Origin of the sequence: Brachybacterium sp. JB7, assembly GCF_003335205.1 — a bacterium.
Lineage (GTDB): Bacteria > Actinomycetota > Actinomycetes > Actinomycetales > Dermabacteraceae > Brachybacterium > Brachybacterium alimentarium.
In genome coordinates, this window is record NZ_QPGN01000003.1 from 339428 (window position 1) to 361332 (window position 21905).

17 protein-coding genes are annotated in these 21905 nt (G+C 71.2%); 6 read left to right on the plus strand and 11 right to left on the minus strand.

The genetic code is table 11. From position 1 onward, the window contains the following. Positions 1-61: 61 nt before the first annotated feature. Positions 62-697 (minus strand): TVP38/TMEM64 family protein, encoded by a 636-nt coding sequence (locus tag CIK81_RS06020; RefSeq protein WP_241964019.1) that lies wholly within the window; start codon positions 695-697, stop codon positions 62-64. Between CIK81_RS06020 and CIK81_RS06025 the strand changes: the two genes are divergently transcribed. Further along, positions 687-893, plus strand: coding sequence for a hypothetical protein (locus CIK81_RS06025; RefSeq protein WP_147272344.1), 207 nt, complete (start codon positions 687-689; stop codon positions 891-893). The two genes, CIK81_RS06020 and CIK81_RS06025, sit on opposite strands and share 11 nt — an antisense overlap. Positions 894-907: 14 nt before the next feature. On the opposite strand, the gene CIK81_RS06030 is transcribed toward CIK81_RS06025, so the two are convergent. From CIK81_RS06030 to CIK81_RS06060, 7 genes are all read right to left on the minus strand, one after another. Next, entirely contained in the window at positions 908-1723 is an 816-nt protein-coding gene (locus tag CIK81_RS06030; RefSeq protein WP_114355522.1) for a DUF1684 domain-containing protein, read from the minus strand. 122 nt (positions 1724-1845) lie between these two features. Further along, positions 1846-2193 carry a GntR family transcriptional regulator gene (locus CIK81_RS06035; RefSeq protein WP_096163784.1) on the minus strand — a complete coding sequence of 116 codons (348 nt, stop codon included), beginning with the start codon at positions 2191-2193 and terminating at the stop codon, positions 1846-1848. After that, on the minus strand, positions 2190-3122 hold the full coding sequence (locus CIK81_RS06040; protein ID WP_096196676.1) for a hypothetical protein: 933 nt from the start codon (positions 3120-3122) through the stop codon (positions 2190-2192). The genes CIK81_RS06035 and CIK81_RS06040 overlap by 4 nt, the downstream gene beginning before the upstream one ends. Positions 3123-3349: 227 nt before the next feature. Continuing rightward, positions 3350-3664 carry a putative quinol monooxygenase gene (locus CIK81_RS06045; protein WP_096163786.1) on the minus strand — a complete coding sequence of 105 codons (315 nt, stop codon included), beginning with the start codon at positions 3662-3664 and terminating at the stop codon, positions 3350-3352. 91 nt (positions 3665-3755) lie between these two features. Then, positions 3756-5555, minus strand: a complete 1800-nt coding sequence (locus tag CIK81_RS06050; protein WP_114355523.1) for an ABC transporter ATP-binding protein — start codon at positions 5553-5555, stop codon at positions 3756-3758. Next, positions 5552-7210 (minus strand): ABC transporter ATP-binding protein, encoded by a 1659-nt coding sequence (locus CIK81_RS06055; RefSeq protein WP_199586300.1) that lies wholly within the window; start codon positions 7208-7210, stop codon positions 5552-5554. The genes CIK81_RS06050 and CIK81_RS06055 overlap by 4 nt, the downstream gene beginning before the upstream one ends. 117 nt (positions 7211-7327) lie before the next feature. After that, positions 7328-8176 (minus strand): SDR family NAD(P)-dependent oxidoreductase, encoded by an 849-nt coding sequence (locus tag CIK81_RS06060; protein WP_096163788.1) that lies wholly within the window; start codon positions 8174-8176, stop codon positions 7328-7330. A gap of 122 nt (positions 8177-8298) precedes the next feature. Between CIK81_RS06060 and CIK81_RS06065 the strand changes: the two genes are divergently transcribed. Continuing rightward, complete coding sequence (locus CIK81_RS06065) at positions 8299-9516, plus strand: M20 family metallopeptidase (RefSeq protein WP_096164206.1); 1218 nt, start codon at positions 8299-8301, stop codon at positions 9514-9516. 124 nt (positions 9517-9640) lie between these two features. On the opposite strand, the gene CIK81_RS06070 is transcribed toward CIK81_RS06065, so the two are convergent. Continuing rightward, positions 9641-12172 (minus strand): excinuclease ABC subunit UvrA, encoded by a 2532-nt coding sequence (locus CIK81_RS06070; protein ID WP_114305081.1) that lies wholly within the window; start codon positions 12170-12172, stop codon positions 9641-9643. Between the two features lie 35 nt (positions 12173-12207). Further along, positions 12208-13224, minus strand: coding sequence for a Ku protein (locus CIK81_RS06075; protein ID WP_096163789.1), 1017 nt, complete (start codon positions 13222-13224; stop codon positions 12208-12210). 103 nt (positions 13225-13327) lie between these two features. On the opposite strand from CIK81_RS06075, the gene CIK81_RS06080 reads away from it, so the two are divergent. Both CIK81_RS06080 and CIK81_RS06085 read left to right on the plus strand, forming a co-directional pair. Further along, positions 13328-15925 (plus strand): ATP-dependent DNA ligase, encoded by a 2598-nt coding sequence (locus tag CIK81_RS06080; RefSeq protein ID WP_114355524.1) that lies wholly within the window; start codon positions 13328-13330, stop codon positions 15923-15925. Between the two features lie 763 nt (positions 15926-16688). Then, a complete protein-coding gene (locus CIK81_RS06085; RefSeq protein WP_096163791.1) occupies positions 16689-16892 on the plus strand; it encodes a cold-shock protein in 204 nt (67 codons plus the stop codon). A gap of 189 nt (positions 16893-17081) precedes the next feature. Here CIK81_RS06085 and CIK81_RS06090 read toward each other — a convergent pair whose 3' ends face one another. Continuing rightward, complete coding sequence (locus CIK81_RS06090; RefSeq protein ID WP_158541940.1) at positions 17082-19433, minus strand: family 78 glycoside hydrolase catalytic domain; 2352 nt, start codon at positions 19431-19433, stop codon at positions 17082-17084. Between the two features lie 166 nt (positions 19434-19599). Here CIK81_RS06090 and CIK81_RS06095 point away from each other — a divergent pair, with 166 nt between their 5' ends. Then, positions 19600-20310, plus strand: a complete 711-nt coding sequence (locus CIK81_RS06095) for a M50 family metallopeptidase (protein WP_096163793.1) — start codon at positions 19600-19602, stop codon at positions 20308-20310. A gap of 76 nt (positions 20311-20386) precedes the next feature. Continuing rightward, the gene (locus CIK81_RS06100; RefSeq protein ID WP_096163794.1) at positions 20387-21856 is read left to right on the plus strand and encodes a lipase maturation factor family protein; all 1470 of its coding nucleotides are present in this window, start codon (positions 20387-20389) and stop codon (positions 21854-21856) included. Positions 21857-21905: the final 49 nt, after the last annotated feature.

The window sequence follows — 21905 nt, forward strand, 5'->3', positions numbered from 1 at the left end:
CGCCCCGAGTCTCGGTGCGGGAGTTCTCCGAGGTGAGGGCGCAGAACCGGTGGCGGCGAGGTTACTCGGTGGAAGGAAGCGATCTCCGCCAGCGACGGTAGGAGAGGACCGTCAGGATGATCACCGCGATCCACGAGATCACCACCACGGCACCGTTGAGGACGGTCGGGCTCCCGAGGAACGCGCCGATGGCGATCAGGGAGACCTGACCGGGCAGGGCGGAGAGCGCGGTCGCGATGAGGAAGTCGCGGCTGGAGACGCCGAGCGCTCCGCTGCCGTAGTTCACCGGCCAATAGGGGATCCCGGGCATCAGCCGCACCGTGCACACGGCGTAGAAGCCGCCGTTCTCCAAGCGGTCCTCGATCATCTCGGCGTGGGAGCCCAGTGCCCGCATCACCGTCTCGCGGCCGAGCCCGCGGGCGATCCAGTAGCCGCCCCAGCAGCCGATCACCACTCCGATCATCGACAGCACCGTGCCGCCGGGCAGACCGAACAGCAGGCCCGCCACCACGGCCATGATCGTCACCGGGATCGGCGTGAGCGCGACCACCGCATAGGCGCCGATGAAGGCGAGCGGCCCCCAGGCACCGAGTTCGGCGAAGTCCTCGCGCAGCTCCTCGAGGGAGGGCAGGCGCACGTTCAGCGCCAGCCAGAGCATGACCAGCACCGCGAGCACGAGGGCGACGTTGCGCAGCACTGAACCCCACGGCACGTCGCCGCGACGGGCCCAGGGAGTGGAGCGCGTACGGTTCTCGCTGCTGCTGCTGCTGCTGCTGCTGCTGCTGCTGGTGCTGGTGCTGGTGCTGGTGCTGGTGCTGGTGCTGTCGCTCGACGGCGTGCTCGAGCGCGGGTCCGGGGCGTCGACAGGGTGCTCGGGCATCCCGCGATCCTAGGTGGTGACGGCCGTTCAGTGCTCCGTCTGCTCGACGCGCGACTCGCCCGCGCGCACGGCGAGGGGCAGGTGGTTGCCTGCGGGCGGCTTCGGGCAGGTGCCCCAGGCGCTGAAGGCGGAGGGGAAGTTCAGCGCGTAGTTGAGGTCCACCCGCACCTGATCACCGTCGAGCTCCGCCCGCACCTGTCGCCAGTCGGCGCTCTCCGGGCCGGAGGTCTCGTCGGTGAACAGGATGCTCGCCTCGCCCGTGAGCACCAGCTCGACCTCGCTGCCCGCCACGTCGAGCACGGCCACACCGGGGGAGGGCAGCTTCGCCTCCAGCCAGGGCATCGCCGTGCCGACGGTGACGGTGGTGGGGTCACGCCGCCACGTGCCGGTGAGCACCTGGGCGGCGTCGTAGGCGAACGTCGGCACGCCGTCGAAGGCGGCGAGACGCGGCGCGGCCGGATCCAGCAGTCGCAGGCCGATCAGTCCGCCACGGCGGATCACATCGATCTGCACGTCCTGCCCGAAGCCGGCCAGGCGCACGTCACCCGCGGCGAGCACGGTCGCGGTGGTGCTCTCGCCGTCCGCGTGCGCCTCCACCTCGGGGGATCCTGCGAGCAGGCTCACCTCCGAGGTGGGGAACGTCGCGACGAGACGGTCGTCGACGACCTCCCAGGAGCCGGGGACATCGCCGACCTGCTGCGGCCCGGCCGTCGGGTCGATCCAGTGCAGGCCGACCTGGGCGAGGATGCCGTGGGGAGCGGCCAGGGACTCGTCCCGCCGGCGACGGAAGCCCTCCCAGGTGGTCTTCGCGGTGCTGTCAGAGGTCTGGGCGGTGGTGCTCATGGGCGACTCCTCGCTCGGTGCGGATGCCTCGAGTCTGCCCCTGCCCGGTGGCGCGTGCACGCCACGCGTGATCTGCGGACACAAAGGCGCGGACTCACCGCACGGCGCTCACTACACCGCGCTCACCACACCGCGCGGAGCACCCGGATCGCGTCGCCCAGGTCGAGGCCGTCCTCGCGCGAGCTCGCGGCGAGGCGGCGGGCGGCATGGGCGACGTCGGGGGAGACGGGCGAGGCCTGGTCGCTCACCCGGGACCCGGAGCCGGCACGGGAGACGATCAGCCCGCCGGCCTCCAGGGAGCGATAGGCCTTCGCGACGGTGCCGGGGGCGACCTGCAGGTCCGTCGCGAGCTGACGGACGGAGGGCAGGCGATCCCCGCGGGCGAGAGCGCCGGTCGTGATCAGCCCGGCGATCTGGTCGCTGATCTGCTCGGACGGGTTCCCGCCGGTCGGCGAGATCTCGATGATCATGCCGTCTCGCGACGGGAGCTTGCAGAGCCTGCAGGGCTTGCAGCGCTTGCAGAGCCCGCGGAGGCGGGGAGCGCGGTCAGCGCGGTGTGGACCCAGAGTCCCAGTCCGATCGCCGCGACGAGTGGGGCGCCGTACTCGAGGAAGGGTGCCAGGTCGGAGAAGGCCGACCCCGTGGAGAAGTGCTCTCCCGATTCGGCACCTACGGTGAGGCTCAGCCTGGACGTCGACTCCAGGTCGCGGAGGATCGCGGCGAGATGGAGCAGCAGCGCTCCGGTCGTGATGCGGGCGACGTTCGTGCTCCGCAGACGGCGCCGGGCGATGTCCTGCTCGACGTCCTCGGGGTGGGGAGGTCGGGCGATGCCGGCCCAGGCCCTCACCGTGGCCACGACCAGGATGACCAGGGCGATCATCGGGGCCATGGAGTAGTGCCATCCGTAGAAGTCGGTCTCCGCGCCCCCGTTGCCCAGCTCGATGACGTAGCGCGTGAAGCGGCCGTCCTCGTCGGGCTGCGAGACCACACCGGCGGAGAGGGTGAGGATGACGACGAGCGCGAGGACGATCCCCAGGATCGCCACCCATGGCCGGCTCAGGAACGAGGTCCAGGTGCGCCGCGTCAGCTGGGCACCGCCGGCGCGCCCGCTGCGAGCGGGCAGTCCGAGCAGGAGCACGGTGAGGATCCCGAGGGCCAGCGGGAGCACGAAGCGCACGGCGCCGTACGTCTCCCACGGGAAGGACGGGACGTCGGCGACGTACATCGGGATCACCGTGGAGGTCGAGAACACGATCATGATCAGCGAGGAGGCGCCGGCCGCCAGAGCGGTCACGAGGGCGGCGGGGCGGTCGAGGCGGGGACGCTTCGCACGCAGGACGAGTCGCAGCAGCGCCGCGCCGAGCACGCCCGCGACGACGGGGAAGAGCAGGAGCCACATCGGAAGGAACCTCGATCCGTATCAGTTGAATGGTACGGACCGTATCACGCGATGAGTACACTTTGAGGTGCGGGTGCGTGCGAGAAGCGCGGACGGAGTCGCGCGACCGGGTGGGGCGACCGAGCCGCGCGACCGGGTGGGGCGAGTGGACTGGGCGGGGGCGCCAGGACGACGGAGGCGGCCGACGGGAGGGTCCCCGTCGGCCGCCTCTGCGGTGAGCCGTCCGCTCAGAGCAGCCCCTGGGCCTCCGTGCCGGCGGGGATCGGGGTCATGCGGGTGACCACGGCCGGCTTCTCGACCAGGTCGGCGATGTCGGCACGGAAGATGTTCACCTGATCGCTGTCCCCGTGGGTGTCCAGCGCCTCGACGGAGGACCACTTCTCGATCATGGTGATCGTGCCGTCCTCGGCGTCGTGGATCGAGTACAGCTCGCAGCCCTCCTCGGTGTGCACGGCGGCGATGCCGCGCTGCATGGCGTCGGCGAGTTCCTGCTTCCGGCCGGGCTTGGGATAGAAGACGGCGGTGACGACGACAGCGCTCATGAGGGCTCCTGATGCAGATCGGGGGAGTGTGCGGAGCCCCCATCCTGCCTGGTCCCGCGGGACACCTCCACCTCGTCCGAGCGGCGGGCGCTCAGCGCGCGGTCCACGCCTCCCAGAGCGTCGCGTAGAGCCCGTCTCCCCGGCTGAGCTCCTCATGGGTCCCGGAGTCCACGACGCGGCCGTGCGCCATCACCAGCACCCGGTCGGCGGTGACGGCTTGGGAGAGCCGGTGGGCGACCACCAGGCCGCCGCGGCCGGTGAGCACCGCCCCCGCCGCCGTCTCCAGATCGCGCGCGCCCGAGGAGCCGGCCTCGGCGGTGGCCTCGTCGAGGATCACGAATTCCGGATCGGCCAGGACGATGCGCGCGAGCGCCAGCATCTGCTCCTGCATCGCCGTGAGCGAGTGCCCGCCATCGCCCACCACGGTCTCCACGCCCTCGGGCAGAGTGCGCATCCAGCAGTGCGCGCCGACGGCCGTCAGCGCGGCGAGGACGTCGTCATCGGGCGCCTCCGGGCGGGGAACACGCACGTTCTCGGCGATCGAGCCGCTGAAGACGTGCACCTCCTGGCTGACCATCGAGATCCGAGCGCGCAGCTCGTCCGGGGGCAGGTCGCGCACGATCGTCGAACCCAGGCGCACCGTGCCGTCGGTGGGAGGGACGGTGCCGGCCACGATCTGCGCGAGCGTGGACTTGCCGGCGCCGGTCGCGCCGACGACCGCGACGACCTCGCCCGGGGCGATGCGCAGGTCCACGGCGGAGAGCACGGGATGGTCCTGCTCGTAGGCGTGGCCGACGCCGGTGAGCACGAGGGCGCGGTCATCCGGCGCGCCATCCGGAACGTCACCCGGCACATCCTTCGGCCCGTTGTCCGAGACGGCCTTCGGCTGCGCGGCGAGTGCACGTCGTGCGGGCCTCGCGGGCAGGTCGATCACGCCCACCATCCGCGAGAGCGAGGCGCCGGCGGACTGGATCTCGTCGAACATCCCCACCAGGGCACCGATCGGGTTGAACAGGCGGTGGAACAGCAGCGCGGCCGTCGCGACCCCACCCGCCGTCAGACCGTCGGCCTCGACCAGGAGGAACCCTGCCACCAGCAGCGCCGCGAGGACCACCGCCTCGGCCCGGTTGTTGCGGGAGAACGCGCGGGTGAGGAAGCGGAACACGTCGATCGACAGGGTGCGGGCGTCGGCCGAGGCGCTGTCGATCCGTGCCAGCTCGATGTGCTCCCGCTCGTAGGCGCGCAGCGTCGCGGCGCCGCCGATGCCGCCGAGCATCCGCTGGGAGCGCACCCCGAAGGCGATGCGCTCACGGGCGTAGATCGGCCCGGAGCGCGGCAGGTACCAGCGCAGCGTCAGGGCGTACATCGGCACGGCGAGGAGGCCGACGAGCCCCAGCCGCCAGTCGACGGCGGTCATGCCCGCAGCGGAGACCACCACCACGAACAGCGACTGCAGGAACATCGGCAGGATCACCGAGGCGGCCTCGGTGACCACCCGGGAATCCTCGGCGACCCGGGAGACCAGGTCGCCGCGGCCCCCGCCCTCGACGACGGAGGAGTCCACCGCGAGGGCGGCGTCGAGCACGTCCTCGCGCAGGGAGGCGACGGTCGGTTCGGCGAGGGCCCCCATCCAGAAGCGACCCAGCCACGTGCCCAGAGCGCCGACGAGACCCGCGGCGAGGATCCATCCGGCGCCCTCGAGCACGGGCCGCATCGAGGTGCGCACGCGCAGCTCGTCGACGAGGCCGCCGACCACCCACGGGCCGACGAGCCCGGCCAAGGCGGTCACCAGCCCGGCGACGGCGATCAGGAGCAGCAGGCCCACGTGACCGGTGAGCAGGGGGCGCAGCGTGGCGAGGACGCGTCGCCCGGAGGCGGTGGGCAGGATCATCGGGTGCCCCCGGCGGAGTCGTGGGGAAGGGCCGGGGCGTGCGCGGTCGCCACCGGAGCACCGGGGATCTCGTGGACGTCGTCGGCCAGCGCGCGGAAGGCGGGGGAGGAGGTCAGCACGATCGTGGTGCGTCCAATGCGCTCCCGTTGCACGCCACGGGCGATCTGCCACTCGGTGACCGAGTCGACGGCGCTGGTGGGGTCCTCGAGCACGAGCACCTCGGGGTCGGCGTACAGCGCCCGGGCCAGGGCGATCCGCTGGCGCTGCCCGCCGGAGAGGTTGCTGCCGGCCTCGCGCACCTCGTGGTCCAGGCCGCCGGTGACCACGCCGAGCACCTCGTCGGTGGCCGAGGCGGAGAGCACCGACTCGGGCACCGGGGTCTCGCTGTCGTGGAGCATCGTGATGTTCGAGCGGAGGGTGCCGGCGAAGAGGTCCGCCGCATGCGGGGCGCTGATGATCGTGCCCGCCCGGGGGCGCGCGACGGCGCTGCGGGCGATGCCGCCGACGAGGACGTGCTCGCTGCCCGCGCCACCTGCGAGGGCCCGGGCAAGGCGGCCGGCTACCACGGGATCCGCGGCGTCCAGGACGCACAGCGAGCCGGCGTCGATCCGCAGGTCGAGGGGAGCCTCCAGGCCGAGGTCCAGGGCGTCGAGGAGGACCGTCGCGTCAGACGGCATCGGGCCTGTCGGATCCTCCTGCTCGCCGCCGCGGAGGAACTCCGCGATCTTCCCGGCCGCGCCGTGGGAGCGGGCGAAGACGGTCATCGTCATGGTGAGCGTCTGGATGGGCTCGGAGAAGAAGACGGCGACCCCGATCACCGAGACCAGCTGCCCCACGCTGAGATCTCCGGTGGTGACCCGCCAGCCCGCCACCAGCACGACGCCCGCGAGGATCAGGCCCACGCTGAGCACGCCGAGCGCCGAGACCCGGCCGGAGACGTCGGCGGTGCGGATGCCCGCCCGCGCCGCCCCGGCGGACGCGCGCTGATAGCGCTGCGAGGCCCAGCGTTCGCCGCCGACGGCCTTGAGGATCCGCAGCCCGCCCATGGTGTCGCTCGCGACGGCTCCCGCCTCGGCGACAGCCGCCTGCTGGTCACCGCTGCGCCGGGAGATCACACGGGAGGGGCCGGCGACGAGCAGGAGGGCCAGCGGCACGCCGAGCATCACGACGAGCCCCACCAGGGGGTCTGCCCACAGCAGGTAGGCAGAGGCGCCGGCGATGCCGATCAGTGCGGAGCCGCCCGACGCGATCTGTCGGAAGAGCATCGCGGTGACGTCGGCATCCGCCGAGGAGAGCGAGAGCACCGCGCCGGGGCGACGGCCCGTGAGCGCACCGCGCGTGAGCAGGGCATGCTGCGCGACCTCGACCCGCAGGTCGTGGGCCTCGAGCTGCTGTGCGGTGTTCATCCGCCGCGCCCCGAAGCGGTAGGCGAAGGACAGCACGGCGAACAGCGCCAGCAGCGCAAGGATCGAGATCAGCAGGGCGATGCGGTCCCGGGGCACGATCGCGTGGTCGACGATGAGGCCGATGGAGATCGGCACGATCGCCTCGCAGAGCTGCCAGGTGGACATCAGCAGCAGTCCGGGGATCACGAAGCCCAGGCGACGGCGCACGGCACGCCGGAGCAGGGAAGCGCTGGTGGGCAAGAACGGCATGTGGCCTTCGGGACGAGGAGCGACGAGGAGGTCGAGGGGGCGAGACCGGGGTCGGCTCTGAGAAGGCAAGCCTAATCTGAGGGAGATGCGTGGGGCGGGGTGGTCCGCCGGCGGTGCTCAGCCGGCGCTCTGCAGGCCCACCAGCTCCGCGCTGCGCTGCCACAGGGCCTCGGCGAGCGCGAGGTCGTCCGCCTGCGGATTCATGCGCCCGGTGGGCCGGTCCTGGTCGTAGTAGCGACCGGACGTCCAGGTGGAGCCCGGGGTCCCGGTGAGGAACCAGGCCAGGATCGCCCCTCCCTGCTCGGGGCTGATCATCGGCAGGAGGCGCGCCAGCGGCGAGTGGTAGAGCCAGCGCATCCAGCTGGCGGACGAGGCGGAGAAGCTGGTGCGCACCAGCCCGGGGTGGAAGGCGACCGCCGAGATCCCGTCGGCGTGGAACTTCTCGTGCAGGCTCCGGGTGAACAGCACGTTCGCGAGCTTCGCGTCCCCGTAGGCCTTGCGGGGCGAGTAGCGCCGAGTGTTGTCCAGGTCCTCGAGATCGAGGTGCGCGAACAGTCGGTGCGCCACGCTCGAGGTGGTCACGACGGACGCGCCCCCGGGGAGCAGGCGCGGCAGCAGGAGATGGGTGAGCAGGAACGGCGCGAGATGGTTGACCTGGAACGTCTTCTCGAAGCCGTCGACGGTGGGAGTGCGGTCTCCGAAGATCCCGCCCGCGTTGTGGGCGAGCACGTCGATGCCGTGCTCGCCGGTGGCCTCCGAGAGCTCGTCCGCGAGACGGCGCACGTCCTCCAGGCGAGCGAAATCGGCGACGAAGTGCTCGGCGTCGACCTCGCGCGCGACTGCCGCGGTCTTCTCGGGGGACCGGCCCACCAGGAGCAGGCGGTCCCCCTGACCCGCGAGCTGTCGGGCGGCGGCGGCGCCGATGCCGTCGGAGGCGCCGGTGATGATGAGGGTGCGTGCATGCATGGTGATCAGTCCTCTGGGTGGTCGTCGTCGGCGTCTGAAGGGCGCTCGGCGGGATGCGGTGGCAGGAGAAGGGCGAACGGGACAGGATGGAGCATCCCCTGCCCGAGTGGAAGGACCCTCCCATGACCGAGCTCGCCCCCGGTGACGACAGCTTCCTCGACGACCTGATCGCGCTGCGTCGGCGACTGCACGCGGCGCCCGAGATCGGCCTCCAGCTGCCGATGACGCAGCAGCTCGTGCTCGAGGCGCTCGCCGGTCTCGACCTCGAGATCACGCTCGGCACCGAGACCAGCTCGGTGGTCGCCGTGCTGCGGGGCGGCCGTCCCGGCCCGGTGGTGCTGCTGCGTGGAGACATGGACGGGCTCCCGCTCGTGGAGGACACCGGACTGCCCTACGCCTCGACCAACGGCGCCATGCACGCCTGCGGCCACGACCTCCATGTGGCCGGCCTGGTGGGTGCGGCTCGGCTGCTCGCCGCGCGACAGGAGGAGCTCCCCGGATCGGTGATCTTCATGTTCCAGCCCGGCGAGGAGGGGTACGACGGCGCCGGCGTGATGCTGCGCGAGGGCGTGCTCGATGCGGCCGGCGAACGGCCGATCGCGGCCTACGGCGTGCACGTCTCCGCCGACGTGCGCACCGGACTCGTCACCGGCCGCCCCGGCACCCTGATGGCTGCGTACTCCGTGCTCGACGTGCGTGTGGTGGGCCGAGGAGGGCATGGCTCGCGCCCCCATGAGGCGCTGGATCCGGTGCCCGCGACCGCCGAGATGATCTCTGCGCTGTATGCGCACGTCACGCGCCGCTACAGCGCCTTCGATCCGGTGGTGCTCACCGTCGGCGAGATCCATGCCGGCAGCGCTCCGAACATCATCCCCGACCAGACGCACTTCCGAGCCGGGGTGCGCTCCTTCAGCACGGCGGTCACCCTGCAGCTGGTCGACGAGCTGCCCCGCTTCGTCACCGACATCGGCCGCGCCCACGGGCTCACGGTGCGCGCGACCATGCGCAACGTGCTGCCCGCCACGATCAACGACGCCGTCGAGGCGGAGACCTTCGCGCAGACGGCCAGTGACCTCTTCGGCGAGGACCGCTACCAGGAGCTGGAGAATCCGCGCACCGGTTCCGAGGACTTCTCCCGCGTGCTCGCGGAGGTCCCCGGCGCCTACGGCTTCGTCGGCGCCGCGAAGGACTTCGATCCGGCGGACATGCCCGCCTCGAACCACTCGCCGCAGGCCCGCTTCGACGATTCGGTGCTCGCGGACCAGGCTCTTCTGCTGGCCACTCTGGCGTGGGAGCGCCTGCGAGCCGCGTCGTCGGGAGGCGGGGTCGCGGAGGGCTGAGCCCGCACGGTCCCTGTCAATGCCAGGCCGTCCGAGACAGTTCCCTCGGGCGAGACGGCTCGGCATCGCCCGGTCGCCATGCCACAGCCCGGTCACCGCGGCGGCGTCCCGGAAGGCGCGGGGCTCACGGCTGCCCGTGCAGGTGGCCGCGCAGATACCGGCCGGTGGCCGAGGCCTCGACGGCGGCGACCTCCACCGGGGTGCCGGTGGCCACGATCCGCCCGCCGTCCTCGCCGCCCCCGGGGCCCATGTCGATCACGTGGTCGGCGTTGGCGATCATGTCCAGGTCGTGCTCGATGACCACGACGGTCGCGCCGCGTGAGACCAGACGATCCAGGACCGACAGCAGGGTGCGCACGTCCCGCGGGTGCAGGCCGACGCTCGGCTCGTCGAACACGAAGAGCGCATCGTCCTGACGGCGGTCGATCTGCCCGGCGAGCTTGAGGCGCTGGGCCTCGCCGCCCGAGAGCGCCGGGGTGTCCTCGCCGAGCGTGAGGTAGCCGAGACCGAGATCGATCAGCGCCTGCAGCTTCTTGCGCACCGAGGCGATGTCGCCGACGGCCTCGATCGCCTCGCTCGCCGTGAGCGACATCAGATGCGGCAGGGAGATCCCGACGGCGGAGTCGGCGCGCGGGCGCAGGATGTCGTCGGCCTCCGGGCCGTAACGGTGCCCGCCGCAGTCCGGGCAGTCGATGTCGATGTCCGGCAGGAACTGCACGTCCAGCGAGACCCGTCCGGTGCCCTCACAGCGCGGGCACCGCAGGGACCCGGTGTTGTAGGAGAAGTCGCCGAGCTTCAGGCCCCGCTGATGGGCCGCGTCGGTCCGAGCGAACGCCCGGCGCAGGTCGTCCTGCACCCCGCTGTACGTGGCCACCGTCGAGCGGACGTTCACCCCGATCGGAGTGGCATCGATCTGGTGCACCCGCCGGATCCCCTCGTCCTCGAGGTCCACGACGTGGGCCGGCAGCGTGGCGCCGTCGAGCCGTGCCCGCAGCGCCGGCACCAGGGATTCGAGCACCATGGTCGTCTTGCCGGAGCCCGAGACGCCCGTGACGGCGGTGAAGCGTCCGCGCGGGATCTCCACCTCGAGCGCGTGCACCGTGTGCACCTCGGCGGTGCGCAGGCGCAGGCAGCCCGGTGCGAAGACGTCGCTCGCGGGCTGCTCGCGCACGACCACCGGTTCCCGGCCGTCGAGGAAGCCGCCCAGCTGGGAGTCCTTCGAGGCCTCGATCTCCGAGACCGTCCCGGAGGCGATCACCGTGCCGCCGTCGCGCCCCGATCCGGGGCCGATCTCGATCAGATGGTCCACGGCGCGCAGCACCTGCGCATCGTGGTCGACGAGCACCACGGAGTTCCCATCGGCCAGCAGATCGCCGACCAGGGCGAGGAGACCGTCGATGTTCGAGGGATGCAGGCCGATGCTGGGCTCGTCGAGCACGTACAGGACGCCCGTGGTGCGGTTGCGCACCGCCCGCGCGAGCTGGACCCGCTGGAGCTCGCCGGTGGAGAGCGAGGAGCCAGCACGGTCCAGGGCGAGGTAGCCCAGCCCGAGCTGCACCAGACGGTCCGCCATGGACTGCAGCGTCGCCACGAGCGCTCGCGCCATCGACCGCATCTCCGCCGGCAGCGGGTCGATGACGGTGGGAGCCCAGGCGATCAGCTCATCGAGCGTCTTCGCCGAGGCCTCGGCCAGATCGATCCCGGCGACGCGGGGGAGGAGGGCCGACGGGCGGAGGCGCGTGCCGCGGCAGTCGGGACAGGTGCCCTCGGTGAGGAATCGGGACACGCGGGACAGCCGCTTCTCGGTGTCCGCGCGCTTGAGCTCCTCGGTGACGGTCAGGCGAGCGTTGCGGAAGGTGAAATCTAGTTCGTGCAGGCCCTTCCTGCTGGTGACCGCGATGTGCTTCTTCTCCTCGGGACCGTCGAGCACCACCTCCCGCTCCCAGTCCTCGAGCTCCTGCCAGGGCACGTCGGTGCGCACTCCGAACTCGCGCGCGATGTCCGGCTGCACGTTGAAGCCGAACATCGACCAGGGCACCACGGCGCCCCCGTCGAGGGTCTTCGTCGGGTCGGGCACCAGGGAGGAATCGTCGACCGTGCGGATCACGCCGGTGCCGGTGCAGCGCGGGCAGGCGCCCTCGGCGTTGAAGGCCAGCTGCTCCGCGCCGGGCGGGCTCACCTGCTCCCCGCACTCGGGGCAGGAGATCGGCACCTCCGCGGCGACGTCGATCGTCGGGTCGAGGCGGTGGCCGTTCGGGCACACGTGGGAGGCCAGGCGCGAGAAGATCAGCCGCACCACGTTCAGCAGCTCGGTCGAGGTGCCGAACGTGGAGCGCACCCCGGGCACCCCCGGCCGCTGACGCAGCGCGAGGGCCGCGGGCACATGGGTGACCTCGTCGACGTCCGCCCGCGGGGCCTGCGACATGCGGCGACGCGTGTAGGTGGACAGCGCCTCGAGATAACGACGCGACCCTTCGGCATACAGCACGCCCATCGCGAGCGAGGACTTCCCGGAGCCGGAGACCCCGGCGATGCCGACCACCGCGTGCAGGGGCACGTCGACGTCGAGATCGCGGAGGTTGTGCACGCGGGCGCCGCGCACCTCGATGGCCGTGGGCTGATCGCCCTGTCGCTGATCGCTCGGTGACTCACTCACCTGCGTCACGCTACTCGAGGGCCCCGACAGGAGGCTCAGGCGGACTTCTTGCCGGATTTCTTCGCGGTGCCGGTCTTCTTCGCGGTCCCGGTCTTCTTCGTGGACGAGCCGGACTTCGTTGCTCCGCCGGATCTCTTCGACGTGCCTCCGGACTTCTTCGAGGAGTCCGACGCCTTCGTCGAGCCGTCGGACTTCTTCGTGGGGCCGGACTTCTTGGTCGACCCGTCGGACTTCGTCGTCGAGCCGCCGGACTTCGACGTATCGCCTCTGCGCTTCTGCACGCTGCGTTCGAGCGCGTCCATCAGGCTGATGACCTTGCCGCCTTCGTCGGATCCCTCCTGCGAGCGCTCCTTGCCGAAGGTCTCGTCGGTGTCGACGGATTCCCCCTCCTCGAGCTTGGCGTCGACCAGCTCGCGCAGCTGCGCCTGGTACTCGTCGGAGAACTGCTCGGGGTCGAAGTCGCCGCTGAACTGCTCCACGAGTGCGGAGGACATCTCCATCTCCTTGGCAGAGATCTTCGACTTCGAGGGGGCGAAGTCCACCTCCTTGAGGTCGGTGGGCCAGCGCAGCGTCTGCAGAGCCAGCAGGTCCTCATGGATCCGCAGCACCCCGAGCCGGGTCTTCGTGCGCAGCGTGAAGGTCACGATCGCCGTGCGCTCGGTCTTCTCGAGGGTGCGCCGCAGCAGCACGTAGGCCTTCGCCGAGCGACCCACCGGCTCGAGGAAGTACGAGGTGCCCAGCAGGATCGGGTCCACCTGGTCCGACGGCACGAACTGCACCACGTCGATCTCGTCGCTCTCCTCCGCGGGCAGGGCGTCGAGCTCCTCGTCCGTGAGGACCACCGTCTTGTCGCCGTCGTCGTAGGCCTTGTCGATGTGCTCGTAGTCGATCTCTCGCCCGCACACCTCGCAGCGTCGCTCGTAGCGGATGCGGCCGTGGTCCTCGTCGTGGACCTGGTGGAAGGAGATGTCGTGGGAGCGCGTCGCGCCGTACAGCTTCACCGGGACGTTGACGAGCCCGAACGTGATCTCACCGCTCCATATCGCACGCATGCCTCATGACATCACGGACTCACGGCACATGCCAGGAACGATCGGTAGGCCGTGCCTGCACCGTCCCCGTGACGGATCGTGTGTTCGGGGGCACAGTATCTCCATGGCTACCGATGAGCAGAAGGTCGAGATCGACGGGCGCACGCTGAAGCTGTCGAACCTCGACAAGGTCTTCTACCCCTCGACCGGCACCACCAAGGGCGAGGTGATCGACTACTACCGCCGCGTTGCGCCGGTGATGATCCCGCAGATCACGCGCCGTGCGGCCACCCGGAAACGATGGGTCGACGGCGTGGGCACGACGGAGCATCCCGGCAAGGTGTTCTTCCGCAAGGACCTCGAGGACTTCGCGCCGGACTGGGTGCCGCGGGTGGACCTGGAGCATCGCGAGGGGACCTCGACCTACCCCTTGGTCGACGAGACCGCCGTGCTGGTCTGGCTCGCCCAGCTCGCGGCGCTCGAGATCCACACCCCGCAGTGGCGGGTCGATGGGGACCTCGAGCCGGTGAACCCCGATCGACTGGTGCTGGACCTCGATCCCGGCGAGGGCGCCGGACTGCCGCAGTGCGCGGAGGTCGCGCAGTGGTGCCGCGAGATCCTCACCGACATGGACCTGGAGGCGTATCCGGTGACCTCCGGCTCCCAGGGCATCCATCTCTACGCGCCGCTGGACGGCGCCAGCACCGCCGACGAGGTCGACCAGGTCGCCCACGAACTCGCCCGCGCGCTCGAGGCCGACCATCCGGACGACGTGGTCAGCACCCAGAAGAAGACGCAGCGGACGGGCAAGGTGCTCGTCGACTGGTCCCAGAACAACGGGCACAAGACCACCGTGGCTCCGTACTCGCTGCGCGGACGGCTGCGGCCCACGGTCGCCGCCCCGCGTAGCTGGGAGGAGATCGAGAGCTCGGACCTCGCCCAGCTCGAGTTCACCGAGGTGCTCGACCGGATCGACGAGGGCACGGACCCGCTGGCGCCGCTCGGCGCCGAGACAGGTGCAGGGGCCACCGCCGAGCCCGGCCCGTCGGCGGAGCGGGCTCGGGACCGGCTCGAGGTCTACCGCTCCAAACGCGATCCCGGGAAGACCCCCGAGCCGGTGCCGGAGCCCGACGTCGGCGCCGAGGCGGCGCAGCGCGCGCTGGACGACGCGGCCCCCATGTTCGTCATCCAGGAGCATCACGCCTCCAGCCTCCACTGGGACTTCCGCCTCGAGCACGCCGGTGTGCTCGTCTCCTGGGCCGTGCCCAAGGGTCCGCCGCTCGACGTCGACGTCAACCGCCTCGCCGTGCAGACGGAGGACCACCCGCTCGAGTACGGGACCTTCGAGGGAACCATTCCGCAGGACGAGTACGGCGGCGGGGACGTGATCCTCTGGGACACCGGCACCATCGAGGTCGAGAAGTGGCGGGAGGGCAAGGAGGTGATCGCCGTCTGCCACGGGCGGGACGACGGGGGCCTGGGCGGCGTGCCGCGACGGTTCGCCTTCATCCACAGCGGCGGGATGGGGAGGGCGAAGACCTCCGCGGCGAAGGAGAAGGCCCAGGCCAACTGGCTGCTGCACCTGATGAAGGAGCAGCCGGGCGCCGATGAGCCGACGGGCGGCCGTCCGGCATCGGGCGGCAGCGGCCGCCCCTCCGGCCCCGATGGGCGCGGATCCTCCGGCCGGAGAGGCACGTCGTCCCGCCCCGGCGCCTCGGCCTCCGGCTCCGGCACGCCGGGGACGGAGGAGCCGATCTCCCCGATGCTCGCCACCCTCGGCAGCCGGGAGGACATCCGCGACGAGGAGGAGTGGGCCTTCGAGATGAAGTGGGACGGGATGCGCGTCATCGCCACCCTCACCCGCGACGGCCTGCGCCTGACCAGCCGCGGAGGCAAGGACATCACGGCCACCTTCCCCGAGCTCGCCGAGCTGTCGGCGGCCGTCGACGCCGACGTGCTCGACGCGGGCGAGACCGTGCTCGATGGTGAGGTGGTCGCTCTGGACAGCAAGGACCGGCCGTCCTTCTCCAGGCTCCAGCAGCGGCTGGGCCTCACCCGCGAGCGGGACGTCGAACGGGTCCGCCAGGACGTGGAGGTGCACGTGATGCTCTTCGACCTGCTGGTCCGGGGAGGCGAATCGCTGCTGCGCCGCCCGTACCGCGAGCGTCGCGACGCCCTGTTCGAGACGGTCGAGCCCTCCGAGCACGTGCAGCTGCCCCATGCTGATCACGGCGATGTCGAGCATGCGATCGAGCTGTCCCAGCGGCTGCAGCTCGAAGGGGTCATGGCGAAGAAGGAAGCGAGCGTGTACCAGCCAGGCAGACGATCGCGCACCTGGATCAAGATCAAGAACGCGCGGCACCAGGAGGTGGTGGTCGTCGGCTGGCGTCATGGAAAGGGTGAGCGTTCGGGCAGCATCGGATCGTTGCTGCTGGCCGTGCCGGATGCGGAGGGGACCTTGAGCTACGCCGGCCGGGTCGGCACCGGATTCACCGATCACGACCTCGAGCAGATCGCGAGCACGCTGCGCTCCCGGACCCGGAAGACCCCGCCGGTCCCGGACATCCCCGCTGCGGATCGTCGGGACGCCGAGTGGGTGCGCGCGGACCTCGTCGGCGAGGTGCAGTACACCGAGCGCACCGAGGACGGCCGGCTGCGTCATCCGGTCTGGAGGGGATGGCGAGCGGACAAGGACGCCGGTGAGGTGGGCTGGGAGGAATGAGCGCCGTCCGGCGAGCACCCGGTCGACGGACCGAGCGGTCGTCGTGCCCCGAGGGCGCGGATCGCATGGTGCGCGCGACACTGACTGTGCAGGCCAGTGCCGTGAAAGAGGGTGCCGCCAGGGGTCGGGACGTCGTGCCGCCCGTAGGGTGGGTCACATCGGGGAGCGGAGCATCCCCGGCATGCCGTAGTCTCCTCGTAGTCGTTCGCACGATTCCGCTCCGGCGGGACAGCACGCGCCACACCCTCGGGTGGTGGAGCACGGGTGCTGGGGCGGAGGGCCGCACGGCGCTGGATGCCTCTTTCGGAGGCGACCGACGACGGTCGCGCAGAACCACCTACGAAACTGAGTATTCATCACCGCCTCCGCACTGCCCACGCTTGACGACGTTGCGACGTCACCCCTCTCGTCCGCGCCGATGGCCGCATCCCTGGCCGTTGCAGCGCACCCCACCCTCTCCTGGCTCCGAGCCGATGACGACGTCCATGTCGCCACGCTCGCCGGGGAGTTCGCCGGTCATGTCGTCAGCCCTGCTGCTGACGCACCGGCCCACACGGCCTTCGGGCCCTCATTCGGCCGCATCGGCGACTTCATGTCGCTGGCCGCGGCTCAGGCGGCCCTCGAGGCCGCACATGCACCCCTTTCGGGCAGCGGTGACCGTATCGGTCGCCGTGACGCCTGGGGTGCGACCCATCCGGGGCGGCGCCGTCGCCACGGATACCCGGGCCACGAACGTGGTTCACGACAACGAAGGAATATCGCCATGGCTACTGGCATCGTCACCTGGTTCAACTCCGACAAGGGCTACGGCTTCATCGCCCCCGAGGACGGCTCCGCCGACGTCTTCGCGCACTTCAGCGCGATTCAGGGCACCGGCCGCCGCGACCTGGAGGAGAACCAGCGCGTGGAGTTCGAGACCGAGCAGGGCCCCAAGGGCATGCAGGCAGTGAACATCCGCGGCATCTGAGCGCCTCGGCCGATCTCTGATCGGCACTGACGACCGACGGGTCCGCTGAGCGGATCCCGGTCAAGACCTCGACGCCCGTCGAGTCCGGCTGCATGCCGGGCCCGGCGGGCGTCGTCGTCTGTCCGCGTCGCCTGTCCGGCCGGCCGGCGTACAGCTGCTGGTCGCCCGAGGATCACCACCTGCTGCGGCTCACCACCTGATCGTGTGCTGCCCGGCATCGAGCGTCCGCTCCCCGTCCGGGAGCCGCACCTGGGCGCGAGTGCCCGGGGGCACTGCGAGCGTCATGGTCGACGCCCCACGATCCACCTCCAACCGGATCTCTCCGAAGATCGTCGCGCGGATCAGGTCGATGCGACCGACCGACACCTCGGGATCGGGCTGGACGACGAACTCCTGCCAACCCTCGGGACCGCGCCGCAGACCGGCCACGTGCTCATGGATCCAGGTGGCCGGAGTGCCCATGAAGTAGTGGGAGCAGGAGCGCGGGTCCTGCCACATCTCCATGAACGTCGAGTTCCCGGCGTCCAACCAGGCCTTCCAGCCCGGCGCGGTGGGGTTGCTGAGCACCCGCATCGCCAGCGCCCCGTGCCCGTGCTCCGAGAGCACCGGCAGCAGGTGCCGCACCCCGATGTGGCCGCAGTCGTGGTGATCACCGCGCGCCTCGATGTCGGCGACGAGATGAGCCACCACCGCCTCGACCCGCGCCTCCGGCACGATGTGGAAGGCCAGCGGCAGCAGATTGCTGGTCTGGCGATAGCTGTCCTCGCCCGGATCACGGTACCGGCCGCGCTCGCTGTCGAGGAAGACGGTGTTCACCGCCTCCTCGAGAGTCGCAGCCTGCTCGCGCAGCTGGTCGGGGGAGAGCAGAGCACCGGGCGCTGCCGAGGTCGAGGCGTCGGGAGCGCCCGACGGTGCTGCGGTGGCCGGGCCCTCCGTGGTCCAGGGGTTGTTCGCGACGGCACCCACGGCCGCATCCGGGTCGGTCTCGGCGTCGGCGCCGACCAGCTCGAGGGCATGAGCGAGGGCGCGCAGACCCTGGGCGACGAAGAGGCTGCCGCTGAGGCGCTTGTCCTCCGGGGCGGGCCCGGGACTGCCCGGCGTCAGGTAGTCGCCGAGGACACCGCTGATCAGACCGTCCTCATCCCGCCGATCCCACTCATGGGCGAGGTAGGCGGCAGCGGCCTGGGCGTGCTCGCCCACCACATCGACCTCGCCGTACTCGCTGGCGAGCTCGTCCAGCAGCACCGGCAGCAGCGTGGTCCACTCCGGGGCCGGGGAGAGCTCCTCATAGCCCCAGCCGGGGTTCGGGGCGATCACCGACAGCGAGCCGTCGGCCCGCTGACCGTCCACCTGATTCGCGATCCACTTGCGCAGCATCCGGCGCATGTCGAAGCTCGCCGTCATCGCACGCAGACCCGTCAGCGCGTCCCCCGTCCACCCGTTCTTCTCATGCATCGGGGTGTCGGTGGGGACGTGGTGCATGTTGTTCGCGAGCGAGGCCCGCATCGCCGCGTCGAAGCGCTCGAGGTACTCGTCGCTGCTGGTCAGCATGCTCGCCACCTCGAGATCAGCATGGGCCAGAAGGCCGGTGACCTGGAGGTCCTGCAACGAGCCGAGGTGGGACCAGAGCTCCACGTACCGGAAGCCCTTGTAGCTGAACTGCGGCTCGAAGGAGCGGGCATCGATGCTCAGGCGCACCCTGTCCTCCTGGAAGCGCTCGGCGTGGATGTGCTCGTTGTCCGCATCGACGCTGCCGTCCGCGCGCAGCTTCTCGCCGTGGACGGCCGTGAACTCGAGCGGATCCTGCCCCGTCAGCTCGTACCGGCACCAGCCGGCGATCACCTGTCCCATGTCGAGCACCACCCGCTCACCGCCGGGGACCACGACCGGGGTGATCTCCTCCTGGATCACGACCGGCTCCTGGACCTGCAGCTGCATCCGCGGTTCCGGGATCGGTGCCGTGCGGCGCGCTCCGGTCCGCGGCCGGTCCACGAGCACCGGCTCCCAGTCGGAGTCGTCGAAGTCGGCCCGCAGCCACGCCGTCGGATCCTCCCGGCCCTCGAACACCTCGCCCTCGTACATCGAGTCGTGCAGCACCGGGCCCGGGGCCGTCCGCCAGCTCTCGTCGGTGCTGATCACCCGTGACGTGCCGTCGGCCTGCTCGATCCGCAGATGCGCCCAGGCGCGCACGGGCCCGCGCCAGGGCGCCTGCTCCCAGCGCCACACATTCGGGGTGTCCATGGCGTGGAAGCCGCGGCCCAGCGCGATGCCCAGGACGTTCTCGCCCACGCCGAGCAGCGAGGAGACCTCCGCCTCGCAGACCAGCACCCGGCGGCGCGGGTCGGTCAGTCCCGGGTCCAGGCGCGAGCTGCGGAACGGGGATTCACCGACGAAGGCGCGGAAGGCGCCCAGGCCGGTCACCAGCAGGCGCGCGGACAGCGGCGGCGAGGAGAGCTCGAAGGTGGTGCGCAGCAGGGGGTTCTGGGGATCCTCGGCCGGGGCCGTGATCCAGCGGGCGAGGGCAGGGTCGAGGTCCGTCATCGTGCAGGCCACCTGATCTCTCGAGTCATCATCGACGAATCCGCACAGTCTGGCACGCAGCATGCTGCGCAGGCCGCAGGCGACGGACGGGCGATCCCGTGGATCTCGCCGTGCCCCGCGCACCGGCTCCCAGGCGTCCCGAGGGCGCACCTGCCACCATGGCGGCATGGATCTGCAGAATCTCGCCCGGGCGGTGTGGGAGCGCATCACGCCCACGACCGCGCCGGACCCCGGCTGGTGGGTGCTGCTCGCGCTCGCCGCCGCCCTCGTGGTGGTCGCGGTCCCGACGCTGTGGCGCCTGGCGCGACCTGCGGTGACGATCGTGCACGAACTCGGGCACGCGATCATCGGGATGCTGATGGGCCGGCGCTTCACCGGTTTCGTGGTCAGCGGCGACATGTCCGGGCACGCGGTGACGGTGGGGCCGCGGCGCGGGTTCGGCCGGATCGCCTCGACCTGGGCGGGATATCCCGCGCCCGCGCTCCTCGGCGCGGTGCTGGTCCAGGTCGCCCTGCAGGGCTGGGCGAGCACGGCGCTGTTCGTTGCCCTGGTGGTGCTGGTGCTCTCGCTCGTGTTCACCCGCTCCGTGCACACGGTGCTGGCCGTGCTCCTCTCCGCCCTGGCCGTCGGCGCGACCTGGTGGTGGGGGAGCCCTTCGGTGACCGCCCTGGTCACCCTGGTGATCGGCGTGTTCCTGCTGATCGGGGCCTGGAAGCATCTGGGCGCCGTGATCACCGGCGGCGGCCGGGGCGACGACCCCGCCCAGCTGGCCCAGCTGACGCCGATCCCGGGCTGGCTGTGGATCACCGGCTACGTGGTGGTCCTCGCTGTGTGCACCTGGTGGGCGTGGACCGCGCTCGGCCCGCAGCTCTTCTGACCGGGGCGCGGCGTGACAGGCCGCGCCCGGCGGTGCATGCTCGGAGGCGGACGCCGCACTCGGGGAGGTGAGCGCGATGGAGTGGACCAGCTGGCTCGGGTTCCTGGACGGGCACGACTACACGATCGCGCGCGAGGTGATCCTCCGCGGTGTCGCCGCCGTGTTCGTGCTCGCCTTCCTGTCCACCCTGAACCAGTTCCCGGCCCTGCTGGGGGAGCGCGGACTGCTGCCCGCTCCCGACTACCTCGCCCGCACCGCCGGGCGCGGCGGCCCGACCCTGTTCCGCTGGCGACTGACGCCCTACAGCGATCGTCTGCTGCGGGTGATGTGCCTGGTGGGGATGCTGCTCGGGGTCAGCGTGATGCTGGGGCTGCCGCAGCAGGGGCCCGCCTGGAGCACCATCCCGGTGTTCCTCCTGATGTGGGTGCTGTACCTGTCCATCCATTCCGTCGGCCGCACCTTCTACGGCTACGGATGGGAGTCGATGCTGTTGGAGTGCGGGGCCGTCGTCGGCTTTCTGGGCTCCCAGGAGGTCGCACCGCCGCTGCTGGTGCTGTGGTTCCTGCGCTGGATGCTGCTGCGCCTCGAGTTCGGCGCCGGGATGATCAAGATCCGCGGCGACTCCGCCTGGCGGGACCTCACCGCCATGGACCATCACCATCAGACCCAGCCCATGCCCGGTCCGCTCAGCCGCTTCGCCCACCGCAGGCCGCGCTGGTGGCACCGGCTCGAGGTGCTCGGCAGCCACGCGGTGCAGCTCGGCGCGATCTGGCTGATCCTGCTGCCGCAGCCGGTCGCCTCCATCGGGGCGTCGCTGGTGATCCTCTCCCAGCTGTTCCTCGTCCTGACCGGGAACTACGCGTGGTTGAACTGGCTGACGATCCTGGTGGCGTTCTCCGCCGTCAGCGATTCGTTCCTGCGCTGGCTGGTCGGCGGCCCGTTCCCGGGGTGGGGCTGGGGCGGCCTGGGAAGCTCCGGGCCGACGGACTCGCCGCTGTGGTGGCATCTGCTGATCCTCGCCGTGTGCATCGTGCTGGCGGTGCTGAGCTGGAAGCCGCTGCTGAACCTCTTCTCCTCGCACCAGCTGATGAACGCGAGCTTCAACCGCTTCCACCTCGTCAACGCCTACGGCGCCTTCGGATCGATGACGACGCGGCGGTACGAGGTCGTCATCGAGGGCACCCAGGATCCCGCTCCGGAGACGGCCGACGAGGAGGCCTGGCGGCCCTACGAGTTCCGGGGCAAACCGGGGGACGTGCGCCGCCGATCCCGGCAGTTCGCGCCCTACCACCTGCGGTTGGACTGGCAGATGTGGTTCCTCGCGCTGCGGCCCGGCGCGGAGGACTGGTTCATGGCGCTGCTGGGCAAGCTGCTGGACGGCGATCCCGACATCCGTCGGCTCCTGCGCACCGATCCCTTCGACGGGGCGCCGCCGACGGGCCTGCGGGTGAGGTACTTCGAGTACCGCTATGCGTCGGCGCAGGAGCGTCGCGACAGCGGCGCCTGGTGGGTGCGCACCGATCTTGGGGTGATCGCGCGGACGTGAGCCCCGGGACCCAGCACAGCAGGGAGCCGGGAGGCAGGACAGCTGGGGC

What these genes read in the sequence shown, in the direction of transcription:
- CIK81_RS06030 (WP_114355522.1), bottom strand. Translation starts at nt 1,723, where the DNA reads ATGAGCACCACCGCCCAGACCTCTGACAGCACCGCGAAGACCACCTGG.
- CIK81_RS06035 (WP_096163784.1), bottom strand. Translation starts at nt 2,193, where the DNA reads ATGATCATCGAGATCTCGCCGACCGGCGGGAACCCGTCCGAGCAGATC.
- CIK81_RS06040 (WP_096196676.1), bottom strand. Translation starts at nt 3,122, where the DNA reads ATGTGGCTCCTGCTCTTCCCCGTCGTCGCGGGCGTGCTCGGCGCGGCG.
- CIK81_RS06045 (WP_096163786.1), bottom strand. Translation starts at nt 3,664, where the DNA reads ATGAGCGCTGTCGTCGTCACCGCCGTCTTCTATCCCAAGCCCGGCCGG.
- CIK81_RS06050 (WP_114355523.1), bottom strand. Translation starts at nt 5,555, where the DNA reads ATGATCCTGCCCACCGCCTCCGGGCGACGCGTCCTCGCCACGCTGCGC.
- CIK81_RS06055 (WP_199586300.1), bottom strand. Translation starts at nt 7,210, where the DNA reads ATGCCGTTCTTGCCCACCAGCGCTTCCCTGCTCCGGCGTGCCGTGCGC.
- CIK81_RS06060 (WP_096163788.1), bottom strand. Translation starts at nt 8,176, where the DNA reads ATGCATGCACGCACCCTCATCATCACCGGCGCCTCCGACGGCATCGGC.
- CIK81_RS06065 (WP_096164206.1), top strand. Translation starts at nt 8,299, where the DNA reads ATGACCGAGCTCGCCCCCGGTGACGACAGCTTCCTCGACGACCTGATC.
- CIK81_RS06075 (WP_096163789.1), bottom strand. Translation starts at nt 13,224, where the DNA reads ATGCGTGCGATATGGAGCGGTGAGATCACGTTCGGGCTCGTCAACGTC.
- CIK81_RS06080 (WP_114355524.1), top strand. Translation starts at nt 13,328, where the DNA reads ATGGCTACCGATGAGCAGAAGGTCGAGATCGACGGGCGCACGCTGAAG.
- CIK81_RS06085 (WP_096163791.1), top strand. Translation starts at nt 16,689, where the DNA reads ATGGCTACTGGCATCGTCACCTGGTTCAACTCCGACAAGGGCTACGGC.
- CIK81_RS06090 (WP_158541940.1), bottom strand. Translation starts at nt 19,433, where the DNA reads ATGACGGACCTCGACCCTGCCCTCGCCCGCTGGATCACGGCCCCGGCC.
- CIK81_RS06095 (WP_096163793.1), top strand. Translation starts at nt 19,600, where the DNA reads ATGGATCTGCAGAATCTCGCCCGGGCGGTGTGGGAGCGCATCACGCCC.
- CIK81_RS06100 (WP_096163794.1), top strand. Translation starts at nt 20,387, where the DNA reads ATGGAGTGGACCAGCTGGCTCGGGTTCCTGGACGGGCACGACTACACG.